Annotated in this window: 10 protein-coding genes; 6 read left to right on the top strand and 4 right to left on the bottom strand. The window is 74.5% G+C overall.

Annotated features, from left to right (window positions below):
• Nucleotides 1–234: 234 nt before the first annotated feature.
• Entirely contained in the window at nt 235–1,413 is a 1,179-nt protein-coding gene (locus tag ACRYM6_RS22535) for a phytanoyl-CoA dioxygenase family protein (RefSeq protein ID WP_432545127.1), read from the bottom strand.
• A gap of 110 nt (nt 1,414–1,523) precedes the next feature.
• On the opposite strand from ACRYM6_RS22535, the gene ACRYM6_RS22540 reads away from it, so the two are divergent.
• Both ACRYM6_RS22540 and ACRYM6_RS22545 read left to right on the top strand, forming a co-directional pair.
• On the top strand, nt 1,524–2,561 hold the full coding sequence (locus ACRYM6_RS22540; protein ID WP_432545128.1) for a LacI family DNA-binding transcriptional regulator: 1,038 nt from the start codon (nt 1,524–1,526) through the stop codon (nt 2,559–2,561).
• Between the two features lie 47 nt (nt 2,562–2,608).
• On the top strand, nt 2,609–4,102 hold the full coding sequence (locus tag ACRYM6_RS22545; protein WP_432545129.1) for an AAA family ATPase: 1,494 nt from the start codon (nt 2,609–2,611) through the stop codon (nt 4,100–4,102).
• 148 nt (nt 4,103–4,250) lie between these two features.
• On the opposite strand, the gene ACRYM6_RS22550 is transcribed toward ACRYM6_RS22545, so the two are convergent.
• Entirely contained in the window at nt 4,251–4,712 is a 462-nt protein-coding gene (locus ACRYM6_RS22550; protein ID WP_432545130.1) for a hypothetical protein, read from the bottom strand.
• Between the two features lie 235 nt (nt 4,713–4,947).
• Here ACRYM6_RS22550 and ACRYM6_RS22555 point away from each other — a divergent pair, with 235 nt between their 5' ends.
• Together ACRYM6_RS22555 and ACRYM6_RS22560 are read left to right on the top strand one after the other, a co-directional pair.
• Entirely contained in the window at nt 4,948–7,092 is a 2,145-nt protein-coding gene (locus tag ACRYM6_RS22555) for an NHL repeat-containing protein (protein WP_432545131.1), read from the top strand.
• Entirely contained in the window at nt 7,089–8,675 is a 1,587-nt protein-coding gene (locus tag ACRYM6_RS22560) for a GGDEF domain-containing protein (RefSeq protein WP_432545132.1), read from the top strand. The genes ACRYM6_RS22555 and ACRYM6_RS22560 overlap by 4 nt, the downstream gene beginning before the upstream one ends.
• 327 nt (nt 8,676–9,002) lie before the next feature.
• Here the strand turns inward: ACRYM6_RS22560 and ACRYM6_RS22565 are convergent, their stop codons facing one another.
• Complete coding sequence (locus ACRYM6_RS22565; protein ID WP_432545133.1) at nt 9,003–9,449, bottom strand: hypothetical protein; 447 nt, start codon at nt 9,447–9,449, stop codon at nt 9,003–9,005.
• Between the two features lie 101 nt (nt 9,450–9,550).
• Nucleotides 9,551–10,528, bottom strand: a complete 978-nt coding sequence (locus ACRYM6_RS22570; RefSeq protein WP_432545134.1) for a bacteriorhodopsin — start codon at nt 10,526–10,528, stop codon at nt 9,551–9,553.
• 265 nt (nt 10,529–10,793) lie between these two features.
• Here ACRYM6_RS22570 and ACRYM6_RS22575 point away from each other — a divergent pair, with 265 nt between their 5' ends.
• Together ACRYM6_RS22575 and ACRYM6_RS22580 are read left to right on the top strand one after the other, a co-directional pair.
• Nucleotides 10,794–11,495, top strand: coding sequence for a DUF6308 family protein (locus tag ACRYM6_RS22575; RefSeq protein ID WP_432545135.1), 702 nt, complete (start codon nt 10,794–10,796; stop codon nt 11,493–11,495).
• A 186-nt stretch (nt 11,496–11,681) separates the two neighbouring features.
• A partial coding sequence (locus ACRYM6_RS22580) for a S8 family serine peptidase (protein ID WP_432545136.1) occupies nt 11,682–13,024 on the top strand: 1,343 nt, incomplete at its 3' end.

Here is a 13,024-nt window from a genome sequence, read left to right on the forward strand (position 1 = left end):
CCCCCCCCCCCCCCCCCCCCCCCCCCCCCCCCCCCCCCCCCCCCCCCCCCCCCCCCCCCGCCCCCCCCCCCCCCCCCCCCCCCCCCCGGGTCACTCCTCCTTGCTCTCCTCGTCCTTCTCCCCGGCCACGGGAACCCCCCTCGTGGTCACCGGGCGGCAACCCACCGTCCAGGAGGGGGAACCTGCCGGTACCGGTGGCCGAGGGCGTTGCGCCGCACCGGGGCAGGCCCCGGCTCAGTGCGTCCGGTGCCGCTCGGCCTGCGCCCGCAGCTCGGCGACGGCGCGCTCGGTGTCCCAGCCCTCGCGCAGCGCCCGGCGCAGCAGGTCGGACTGGCTCTCGGGGTTGAGGGAACCGACCGGCTGGTCCCGGTCGAGGTTCGTCGGGTACGGGTAGCCCTCGCTGACGGCGGTGACGACGTTGTCGAGCTGCCGGGCGGGGAAACCGCTGCGGCTCAGCTCCAGCAGCGTCGGGTACGTGGCGATGGACGTCCGGGTGGTGTCGACGGCTTCGAGGCAGCGCCCGAACGCGGAGGAGATCTGCAGCAGGTTCGCCATCCGGCGCACGTCGGCCGTGGTGTTCGTGCCCGCGCCGTGCATGAGGGCGGGGTTGAAGAAGACGGCGTCGCCCTTGCCCAGCGCCTGCTGGACGTGGTGCTCGGCGAAGTACTCCTGGAACTGCGGCAGCGAGAACGCGAGGTAGCCGGGCAGGTACTTGTGCGAGTGCGGCAGGTAGAGGGTGGGGCCGGTCTCGACGGGCATGTCGCAGTGGGCGACCGCGCCCTGCAGGGTCAGCGCGGGCGAGAGCCGGTGGACGTGCGCGGGGAACGCCGCCGCGGTCTCCAGCGGCATGAACCCCAGGTGGTAGTCGCGGTGCGGGACCTGCGCCTGCCCGCCGGGGTTCACGATGTTCAGCGCCGCGTTCAGCTGGTAGTTCCGGCCCAGCCACGCGCCCGCGGCCAGCGCCACGTAGTCGTTGCCGAAGTACTCGGCGAACAGGGCGGGGTCGCTGACGGCGAGCTTCTCCAGCGCGTTCCACACCCGGTCGTTCGCGCCGGGTTTCGCGAAGTGGTCGCCGGTGACCACCCCCGCGGCCTTCTCCTGCGCCAGCAGGGCGAAGAACGCCTCGGTGGTGCGGTCGACGAGGTCGGCGGGGAACGCGCCCTTGAACACGACGATGCCCGGGCCGTCGGACAGCGCCCGCGCGATCTCGGACTGCACGTCGCGGCGGCCCGCCTCGTCGTCCAGGTGCGGCAGGAGGCGGTCGGAGTAGAGGAGGACGCCCGCCTCGACGCCGTCGGCGTACGGGTAGTCGGCGAGGTCGGTGCCGGTGGCGAGCAGCGCCGCGAACTCGTCGAGGTCGCAGTCGTCCCGGCTGAGGAAGACGGGGTCGGGGCGGGGGGTCACGGCGGTCATGTCAGCGGTCCTCTCCGGGGTGATCGGCTCCGATCGTGCGTCGACGGTAGGAGCCGACCTGAGGGCCCGGCAAGGTGGTGAACACCTCAAGAACACCTCAGGATGAGGTCATGACCCACCCCCACCGCGTCCGCGACATCGCCGTCCAGGCCGGCCTCAGCCCCGCCACCGTCGACCGCGTCCTCCACGACCGGCCCGGCGTGCGGGCCAGCACCGTCGCCCAGGTCCACCGCGCCGTCGCCGAGCTGGACCGTCAGCAGACCCAGCTCAGCGTCGACGGGCGCACCGTCATCGTCGACGTCGTCGTCGACGCCCCCCGCCGGTTCTCCGAGGCCGTCCGCGCCGCCCTGGAGGCCGAGCTGCCGTCGCTGCGGCCCGCGGTGGTGCGCTCGCGGTTCACCCTCACCGAGGCCGCCCCGCCCGCCGAGATCGTCCAGCACCTCGCCCGCGTCGTGTCCCGCGGCTCCCACGGCGTCGTGCTGAAGGCGCCCGACACCCCGGAGGTCAACGACGCCGTCGCGCGCGTGCAGCGCGCCGGCATCCCCGTGGTCACCCTCGTCACCGACCTGCCCGCCTCGGCCCGCCTCGCCTACGTCGGCATCGACAACCGCGCCGCCGGCGCCACGGCCGCCTACCTCGTCGGCCAGTGGCTCGCCCCCGGCGACGCCGCAGCGGTGCTGGTGATCCGCGGCGACTCCGCGTTCCGCGGCGAGGACGAGCGCGAGATGGGTTTCCGCGGGACGTTGCGCGGCAGCGGGACGGGCCGCCCGATCGTCGAGCTCGTCCACCGCAGCGGCGACGACGACACCCTGCGGCGCTCCGTCGAGGCGGCCCTCGACCAGCACCCGGCCATCGGCGCCGTCTACTCGATGTACGCGTTCGGCGGGAACGCCGCCGTCCTCGACGCGTTCGCGTCCCGCGGCCGCCACTGCCGGGTGTTCATCACCCACGACCTGGACGCCGAGCACCGCGAGATGCTGCTCGCCGGCCGGATCTCCGCCGTCCTGCACCACGACCTGCGCGAGGACCTGCGGCGCTGCTGCCAGCTGGTCATGCAGGCCCGGGGCGCGCTGCCGGGGCAGCCGGTGACGGTGTCCTCGGCGATCCAGGTGGTGACCCCGCACAACGTGCCGCCAGCCCGGCTATGACAGTAAATCGTGTTACCGTAAACTCGTTCACTGTCATGGAGGTCCTCATGCTGCCTCGTCCGCCGGACTTGTTCGACCGCACCACGCAGTGGGACGCGCTGTCCTCGGTCACAGCCTCGTCCGGCGCGGAGACCGGCATGCGCCTGGCGATCGTGTCCGGACGGCGGCGGCACGGCAAGAGCTACGTGCTCCGGCGGCTGGTCCACGCTCGTAGCGGCATCTACCACCAGGCGCGTGAGGTCGAGAAGTCCTTCGCTCTCGACCTGTTCGCCCGCGACGTGGCCGACCACCTCGAGTACGCCCCGGACGCTCTGCGCTTCGACTCCTGGGAGACGGCATTCCGGGTCGCCCTCGGTCTGCGTCGCGGTACCCGCCGGACCCGGGGTGCCGAACTCCTGGTCCTCGACGAACTCCCCTACCTCCTCTCCCACTCCCCGGAGATCCCTTCCGTCCTGCAGCTCCTGCATGACGAGGTGGCGAACGACCCACGGCCGGGCGCTCCGACGGTCGTGCTGTGCGGTTCAGCGCTCGCGGTCATGAGCACGTTGCTCACCGGGTCCGCACCCCTGCGCGGTCGCGCGCAGCTGGACCTGACCATGCCACCCTTCGACTTCCGCGAGTCCCGGGAGTACTGGGGCGTCGAAGACCCCCTCGTCGCCTTCCACCTCGACGCCGTCCTGGGTGGGACCCCCGGGTACCGCGCACTGGTCGCGACGCCGCCTCCGACGGCGGTGGAGTCCTGGGGGGACTGGCTGGGGCGGACCCTCCTGAACCCGTCGACCGCCCTCTACGGCGAGAAGGCCTTCCTCCTGCGCGAGGACCCGCGCAACCTCGACCGCGGTCTGTACAACTCGATCCTGCTGGCCGTGGCCGGGGGACGTCACACCCCCACGTCCATCGGGGCCGCGGTGGGTCGGGACTACAACACGCTCAAGCACCCCCTCGGCGTTCTCGAGAGCACAGGCTTCCTCGTCCGCCGCGAGGACGTCCTGACGGCTCGTCGCCCGGTCTACTCCCTGGCCGACCCTGTCGTGAGGTTCACGCAGGTCGTCATCGACCCCTTCCGGAACCTGCTCGAAGAAGGCGACGCAGAGACGGCCTGGGCGGCCGCAGGGCCGGCCTACTCGTCCCAGGTGCTGGGGCCGCACTTCGAGCACATCGCCCGGGTGTGGACGGCGCGGTACTCCGGCGACAGGTGGGGCCGCGCCGTGGGCGAGGTCGGTTCGGCGGTCGTCAACGACCCCACGGGGAAGACCCAGCACGAGATTGACGTCGTCGCCCTGGAACGGGGCGTCCGACGGCACGACCCGGGAGCACCCGTCGTCGTCCTCGGGGAGGCGAAGTCGTCGAACTCGCCCCGCACCCTCAGCGACCTGCACCGCTTGGAGCGGATCCGCGACCTCCTGGATCGCGGAGGGCGGGTCGTCACCGGAGCCCGGCTGGCCCTGTTCGGGCGGTCGGGGTTCGACGAGGACCTCACGGCCCTGGCGGCGGGACGTCCCGACGTGCACCTGATCAGCCTGGAGGAGGTGTACGCCTGATCCGGGGTTCGCTCGCACCGCTTCCGACCGCGGCAGGATCCGCAGGTCGGGCTAGGCGGACGTGACGAAGCGTCGGGGATCTCTCGATCACCAGTGTCCGTGACGACCCCGGTCGCAGGCGTCCCCGGCCGCGTCCGGGTCCGCGTCCTCAGCTGCGGAAGTCGATGGTGGCCCGGCCGCCGTGCTCCTCCAGGTAGCGGCGGGCCCGGTCGTGCTGCCGGGGGCTGAGCAGCGGCTGCAACGTCCCCGTGTCGTCGTGGACGCTGAAACCCGCCAGGAAGCGCACGTAGGCGATGTCGATCGGGCACCCCTGCGCCAGGGAACCGTTGTCGCGGTCGGCGGCGACCTGGGCGGCGAGCGCCGAGGCCGCGACCTCCTCCAGCGAGGCGCTGTCGGCCAGGTCGAGCCCCGGGCCCAGCACCACCCCGAGGAAGGAGCGGTCGCTGACGGTCAGGGACGCCAGGATGCGCGACTGACGGGCCCGGGCCTCGCGGGCCAGCGCCGTGCCCGAGACGGCCGCCGCCTGCGTGACCGCCAGCCCGTTGGGGTCACGGGCGGAGGAGGACAGGCCCAGCTCACCGGTGGTGGCAGGTGAGTGGACGTTCAACACGTGGGGTTCTCCTCAGGGGTCCAGCTCCGTGGCCGTGTGCGGACCACTCCTCCTTCGGCACCTCACGGTGCGTGCTTGAGGCTGCTGGGGGCTGAGCCGTCCGCGTCCGGGCGCGGGGGCACCGTCACCCCGGGTGGTGCGGGTGGCGACGGCGAGGAGGAGGGTCGCCGGTCCGCTCCGCCGCCGTTCGGGGGATGAAGTTGAAGGAGCAACCGACAGCCGTCGATGTACCACCGTGATCCTCAGCAGGCGTGGCCGGCGGGCCGCGCGCCGCACCGCCGCGGTCCTGCTGCTGCTCACGGCGGCTGCGACGGCCGTGGCGCCGGCCGAGGCCGCGCCCCCCGTCGCGTACGCCGCGACCGTCCTCGCCGGGACCGGGACGGGAACCTCCCTCGCCCGACCGGCCAACGCGACCGTCGTGGACGGGTCGCTGCACTGGGCGGACTCGAACGAGCGGACGGTGCGGCGCCGGGCACCGGACGGCACGACGTCGGTGCTCGCGGGGATCCCGGGGGTCTCCGGCCGCCCCGTCCCCGGACCGGCGACCTCCTCCCCCCTGGTCCAGCCGACCGACGTGGCCGTGGACGGCCCCACCGCGTACGTGGCCGACGGCGGCGGCTACCTCCTCGCGGTGCGGGACGGGAACCTCAGCGTCGTCGCGGGCACCGGCAACTCGGCCCCCGTGCAGGGGGCCGTGGCGACGGGTTCGGGGATCGGGTCCCCGTACGGCCTGGGTGTCGACCCCGACCACACCGTCTGGCTGGCCTCGACGACCGCGCTGACGCACGTCCGCGCCGACGGAACCCTCGACGTGTTCACCTCCCCCGCGGTCCAGGAACTGCGGGACGTCGCTGTCGGGCCGGACGGGACGGTCTGGGTGGCCGACTACCGCGCCGGTGACGTCAAGCGGCTCGACCGGGCGACGGGCTCGCTGACGCGGGTCCCGGAACTGAGCGGGTCCGGCGGCCTGAACGGGTTCCCGACGAGCATCGCCGTGACGACCACCGGCGACGTCCTGACGACCTTCGCGTTCGGCAGCGGCCTGGTCCGCTGGCGCGCCGGTGCCGTCGACGTCCTCACCCTCACCACGGGCACCGGCACCGCGGACGCCGCCGCGTTCCCCGTGACCACCGTCTCCACCGGGTCGGGCGGGCTGACCTACGTCGTCGGCGGGGGCTCGACCCCGCGCATCGCGGCCATCGCCGAGGGGTCCGCGGCCCGGTGCGTCCCCGGCACCGTCGACGAGGCCACCGAGGGCGTCGCGTACCGGTACCGCTTCGGCACCTCCGGGTGGCCCGAACCGGCGGTGACGGCCGCCGCCGGTGCGGTGCTGCCCGCGGGCCTGTCGCTGTCCGCCGACGGCGTGCTCAGCGGCACACCGTCCGCCGCGGGGGACTCGGCGTTCGACCTGGCCGTGGCGAACCGGTACTCCACCGACACGTGCACGGTCTCGTTCCGGGTGCGGGCAGCGCCCACGCCCCCCACGCCCACGCCCACGCCCACGCCCACGCCCACGCCCACGCCCACGCCCACGCCCACGCCCACGCCGGAACCCACCGCGACGGCGACAGTCACCGCCACCGCCACCGCCACCGCGGAACCCACCGCCACCGCGGAACCCACCGCCACCGCGACGGCTACCGCGATCACCACCACTGCCCCCGAGCCCACCTCGACCCCGGAGCCGACCACCCCGACCGGAACTCCGACCGGCACGGCGGAACCCACCGCCACGCGGACCGCGCCCCGGCCCACCGACGTCCCGACCCCGACGTCGTCCCCGACGCCGACGGGGGTTCCGACGCAGACGCACACCGCAGCACCGGTCCCCGCCCCCACCGGCGCCGCGACCACGACGACCCCGTCGGCCTCACCCACCGCACCCCTCACGCCGGCCACCCGGCCGGGTACCGCCCGCGTGGATCCCGCGCTCCCACCGGCGACCACCCCGGCGGTGGCGATCCCCGGGTCCCGCCCCCCGGGCAGGACCCCCGCGCCGCCCGCGGCACCGACGACCCCCGAACCGACGACTGAACCGACGACTGAACCGACCGCTGAGCCGACCACCGCCGCACCGGCCCCGGCGACGTCGGCCGCCGCGGCGCCGACCCGCCGCGCGCCCACCCAGCCGCCGTCGGTGGTGCGCCGGGACGCGGAACCCGTCGTGGCGCAGGCCGTCGCCGTCGTCGCGGACGGCGCGCGGCACCTGGTGCTGGCGCTGGTGGCGCAACGCCAGGTGTCCGTCAGCGTCCTCCTGCTCGTGGTGGGTTTCCTCCTCGTGCAGGACCGCCTCGACCGCAGCGACCCGAAGCTCGCCGCGGCGCCGCTCGTCCCCCTGCCCGACCTCCCCTACCCACCGAACGACGAGGAACACCGATGAGCAGGTCCCCCGGCGGCGGACCGGCGCCCCTGGTGAGCTTCTCCGAGCGGGTGCGCTGGGTGCTGGCCGCCCGGTTGCTGGTGATCGCCCTGCCGGTCGGAGCGTTCTGGTTGCTGCCGGACGCCCGCACGGCGTCGTGGTCGGACCTCGTGCAGCCCGCGCTGCTGACGGCCGTCGTGGCGGTCGGCACGTCGTGGCGGCGGCTGCCGCGCCGGCTCGCCATCACGGTCCTGGGGTTCGGGCTGGTCGTGGACGGGGCGTACCTGGGGTGGGCGATGCACTGCCTGCACGGCCTGACGGGTCCGGTCCCCCGGATCGCGGTGGTGTACGCGGTGGCGATCACGTTGCTCGCCTCGTTCCGCACCGGCGTGAAGGTGACGGCGTGGCACACCGTGGTGCTGGTCGTGGTGTTCCAGTTCGAGCGGACCGGGCTGCTGCCGTCCACGTCGGCGGCCGGCGCGGGTCACCTGCGCTGGCACCTGCTGTCGCTGTGGGTCCTCGTCCTCACCGTCGCCTGCCTCGCGGCGGCCAACGAGCGCGAACTGCGCCGCCGCCGCTACGACAGCGACCTGCTGCGCCGCTTCGCCGTCGACGTGGGCCGCTGCACGCGGGCGACGGAGGCCGCGGCGCTGCTGGCCGGGCTGGGCCGGGACGAACTGCTCGCCCGCCGCGCCGCCGTGCTGCTCGTCGACGAACCCGCCGGTGCGGGGGCCGACGTGCGGGCGACGTGCGTGGTCGCGGACGGGGCGGGGCTGCGGGAGGTCCGGTGGTCCGGGACCGTGCCGGCCGACGGAACCCTGGCCCGGGCGCTGGCCGACGGCGGGCCGGTGCTGCGGTCCCGGGTCGACGAGCCGTGGCTGACCGGCGTGCTCCCCGACCCCGGCCGGGTGGTGGTGCTCGCCGCGGCCGTGGCGGGTTCCCCGACCGTCGTGCTCGTGCTGGAGGAGGTGGGAGCCCGCCGCCGGGGACGTTCGGCGGGGGTGTCGCGCCGGTTGCTCGCCACCGCCGAGCACGCTGCGGCGCAGACGGTCTCGACCGTCGCCCGGGCGGGCCTGGTGGACCAGCTGCGCACCGCCGCGGTGACCGACGGCCTCACGGGCGTCGGCAACCGCCGCGCCCTGGACGAGTCGCTCGCCGCGGCCGTGGACGACGCCCGCCGCACGGGTTCACCGCTGTCGGTCCTGCTGCTCGACCTGGACCACTTCAAGGCCCTCAACGACACCCACGGGCACGAGGCCGGTGACGACGCCCTGCGCGCGGTCGGGTCGCTGCTGCGCACCGGGCTGCCCGCCGGGGCGTTCGCCGCCCGGTACGGCGGGGAGGAGTTCTGCGTCGTGCTGCCCGCGACCGCCGACGGCGCGGGCGTGGCCGAGGGGCTGCGGGAACGGGTCGCGGCGCTGGACCTGGTCGCGCCCGTCACGGTCAGCGTGGGGGTTTCCGCCCTGCCCGCCCACGGCGTCACCGCGCGGGACCTGCTGCACGCGGCGGACACCGCGCTGTACGACGCCAAGCGCGGCGGGCGGGACCGGGTGCGGGTCTGCCCGGTGGCGGGGAGCGGCCGGGCCGCGCAGGTGACGAGGTGACCGGGCGCCGGGGGCTGCGACCGCCACCGTCCTCACCGTGCCCGGTGGAGCTCACCGGGTTCCGGTGAGTATCGGCGAGGACGAGTCCGGCGGGAGGACGTCCCGGGGTGCCCCTGCTCCATGCGCCGCCCGGGGGCGACGGGGTGGTGAGGGGGCGATCAGGTGCTGGAGCGGCCAGTCACCGCCCGCTCCCGGGCACCGCTGCTCACGAGGGCGCGCCCGTGGTGGTGCGGTGGCCGTCCCACCAGGACACGACCAGCACGTGCGGCACCGTCAACCCGGCCGGCAGGGCCAGGCCGGCGGTGGCGAAACCGCGCCAGCCACCGGTCAGCGCCCACAGCGCCCCCAGAGCGGCGAGGCTGACCGCGGTCGGGACCGCGGCCGCCACCGCGAAGCGCGCCACGGGGCGCGCCAGGCGCCGAAGCAGGCCCCGAAGGCGGCCAGCGGCGCCACGAGCAGACCCACCGCAGCCAGCAGCGCGACGTCGACGGCCCCCAGCCACCGGCGCTGGGACAGGCGGCGCACGCACGTCAGGACGACCGCACCGAGCACGACGACGACCGCCGGGGCGGTCAGCCACGGCGGCAGCACCCCGGAGCTGCCGGGGACGAGCAGCGCGATGAACGGTGCGCTGGTGGCCGGTTCCCGCAGGACCGGCAGCAGCACCAGCCACCCCCAGTGCTGCCACGCGCCGGGGTCCGCGAGCTGGACGAGCAGGACCGCGGTGAGGGTTCCGAGGGAGACGACGGTGGCGGCACCGTCGGGGGTCCGCACCGACCGGGGCCGGTTCCACGCGCGTGGCGCAGTGCCCGGGAACCACCCGGTGGCGGCGCGGTACCCGCCGCCACCGGTGGGGGCGGCGGGTACCGCGGAGCTCACGCGTGCCGCGGGTGCTCGGGCGGGATCTGCACCGCGGTGGCCCGCTCGGTGCTGGTCACGTCGACGGTGTGGGCTCCACCGGGCGTTCCGTCGTGGACGGGGAGCACCCCCTTGAGCACCGGCTGCACGCCCTCGGACTTCTTCACCGAGGAGATCCACACCTCCTCGGGGTGGGTCTGCTCACCGGCGTGCACGTCCTCGGCGGTGCGCAGCTTGGCGACCTTGTGGATCAGGGCACCGAAGCCGACCTTGGCGGCGATGTCGGCGAAACCGAACCCGACCTGGATGGTGGTGGTCCAGTTGGCGCCGGGGAGCCAGTTGTGGATGGCGTAGGCGACGGGGTACCAGGCCCACACGCTCAACAGCAGGATCGTCGCGTTGCGGTAGGAGGCGTAGGCCTCCGCGCCCATCGCCGACCTCGACGAGCGCAGCACGCCGATCATCAGCACGTGCAACACGATGTAGAAGACGGTGCTGATGACGCCCCACACCAGCAGTTCGGTCTGATCGTCGCCGCCGCCGTCGACGGCGGCGCCCAGGAAACCCGTGAAAATCATCAAGAAGGCCGCGGCCATCAGCGCGAACCGCGTGGACCGGGCGCGGGCGCCGGCCAGCGCGGAGACGGCGAGGAACTCCACCATCAACAGCGGCACGGTGACCGACCAGTCCATGTACCGCGGGATGAGGGTGTTCAGCGCTTCCGCGTTGGGCAGGTAGGTTCCCTCGGCGTACACGTAACCCTGGTCGAACTTCACCACGAGGTGGACGTAAGCCAGGAACGCCACCCCGGTGAGGGACAACGACGCCAGGACGGCCGGGCGGTAGCGGGCGCCGACCTCGTCGGTCGAGTTCCAGGTCCGCAGGAAGTGGGCGAGCAGCGCCAGTCCGGCGACCACCATGGAGTAGAGGATGAGGTCGTGCTGACCGGGCGAGAGCGCGAACGCCTCCGGCCGGGTCACCTCGGCCACGAACATGCGGGAACCTCCAGGTGGATGAACTCGTTGAAGATCGCCGTTCTGACCCGTCGGGGCGAGGCTAGGTGCCCCGCGGACCGGTGGCATCTCCAGACGTGACCCCGGACGAACAGCCGGACCCCGCAGCCGGAGGGGCGCGCGCCGCCCACGGCGAGGAACTGATCCTCTCCCCGCCGATGGAGGACTCCCCACGGCGATCGAGGGCAGCCGGGGTCCGACACGCCTCCCCTCGTCGCGGCCCCGCCTCCACGACACGCTGATCCCCGTGAGCGGAACCGCTGCGCAGGACCACCGGACGGTGTGGCCTCGGACCCACGACGGGCTGCTGTCCTGGGTCCGCGACGACCACGCCGTCGCCGACGTCCGCCGCTACTTCGCGGTCCCCGACCCGGACGACCCCACCGCTCCCGCGTTCTCCGGCAGCCGGTTCGAGGCGCTCGGCGGGGGCGGGGACCGGGAGGGGACCGCCGACGAGGTCACCGCCGACGACCTGGTCGCGGTGACCCTGCTCAGCGTCGACGTCCCACCCCACGTGGCGCTGGCCCTGCTCGAAGGCCGGCTGGGACCGCAGCTCACCGAGCAGCTGCGCCGGGTCCCCCGGGAGGCGAGCATCGTGACGGAGGCGGGCCGGTCGTTCCTGGCCGACGACGGTCCGCTGGACCGCGCTTGGCAAGCGCTGAACCGTCGAACGGGCATGGGGTACGTCACGACGAGCAAGCTGCTCGCCCGCAAGCGCCCCCACCTGGTCCCCGTGTGGGACCAGGTGGTGCGGTGCGCGCTCGGCACCCCCGTCCGCCCGTGGACCTGGCTGGGCGAACGGTTCAGCGACCCCGAGCTCCCGGCCGCGCTGCGCCGGGTGCGGGAGGCGGCGGGCGTGCCGGCGACCGTCAGCGAACTGCGCGTCCTGGACGTGGTGCTGTGGACGGGGCACGCGGCCTACCACCGGCGGGGGCGGTGCCCGGGCTGAGGGCCGACCGGACGGCGGTGGGCGCCGAGGGCGGTCCGCTCACCGGGAAGTCCAGGTCTCACCCGTTGCTCCTCACGCAGGTCGCCCGTATCGCCTAGCAAGCACCGCCGCGCCCAGGACGATCACTGGGAGGTGACGCTCAGGTGCAGGCCTGAGCGCCGTCGACCACCTGAGGCGGACCATCCCGTGCACACTGCTGGACGCAAGGCTCGACGCAGCCGAGCCGCCGCTACCCTCCTCGCCGCCTCCAGCGCAGCGATCGCCGTCGGCGGCCTGACCGCCCCGTCGGCCGTGGCCGTCACCGCCGCGGGTGACCTCGCGGCGCTGCCGGCCGACGTGCGCGAAGCGCTGAGCCCGGCGCAGACGGCGGTCTTGACCGATCTGACCCGGGGGTCGGGGCACGTCGTCGACGTCATGGTCGCCGACGGTGACTCCTACCGGGTCGTGCGCGTCACGACCGACTCCACCGCCGACGCCGCGCGCGCCGGCACGGTGCTGGAGGGCGTCGACGGCGTCCTGGCCGCAGCCCCGGCCGCCGAGGCCCGCGTGGCCGCCGACGCAGCGGGCGAGGACTGGCGCTCGTCGCAGTGGGAGTACGCACGCATGGGCGCCGGGATCCAGAACGCCTCGCTGGCGGGCTCGATCGGGAACGTCAAGGTCGCCGTCATCGACTCGGGCCTGGCCCGCCACGCCGACATCGACGAGAGCGCCGTCGTCGGTGGGCAGGACTTCACCACCGAGGGCGACTTCCGCCGCGACGGGCTGGGCCACGGCACCCACGTGACCGGCACGGTGGCGGCCACGGTGGGCAACGCCGGTGTCGACGGCTTCGCGCCGGGCGTGAAGCTGCTGGTGTACAAGGTCTTCACCTCCACCGGCGTGGGCGACAGCGGCGGCATCCTCAGCGCCATCCGCAAGGCGGCCGACGACGGTGCCGACGTCATCAACCTCTCCCTGACGGTGGGCGAACCCGGCCAGGTCCTCCCGACGGTGCAGGCGGCGGTGGACTACGCGCGCGGCAAGGGCGTGGTGGTGATCGCCGCGGCCGGGAACTACGGCGCGCCGTGCGACAGCTCCAACGTGGGCAAGTGCGGGAACCCCGTCCTGATGCCGGCGTCCCTCCCGGGGGTCGTCGGCGTCTCGGCGACGAACTCGTCCAACGCCAGGGCGGGGTTCTCCGAGTACGGCTCGCAGATCGACGTCGCGGCCCCGGGCGACGGGATCATCTCGACCTACAACCAGGGCTCGACGTCGTACGCGACCATGAGCGGCACCTCGATGGCCGCGCCGCACGTGGCGGCCGTCGCCGCCACGATCAAGGCCGTCAAGAAGACCTTCGCCCCCGACGAGGTCGAGACCATCCTGAAGTCTTCGGCCCAGGACCTGGGACCGGCGGGCCGGGACGACTCGTTCGGCGCGGGGATGGTCCGGTCGGACTCCGCGGTGACCGCGGCGCGGGCGGCGATCGGTGGGATCGGGACCCCGACGCCCACGCCCACCCCCACCCCCACCCCCACGCCCACGCCCAC

The organism is Kineococcus rugosus, assembly GCF_050871975.1.
In the GTDB taxonomy this organism is placed as follows: Bacteria; Actinomycetota; Actinomycetes; order Actinomycetales; family Kineococcaceae; genus Kineococcus.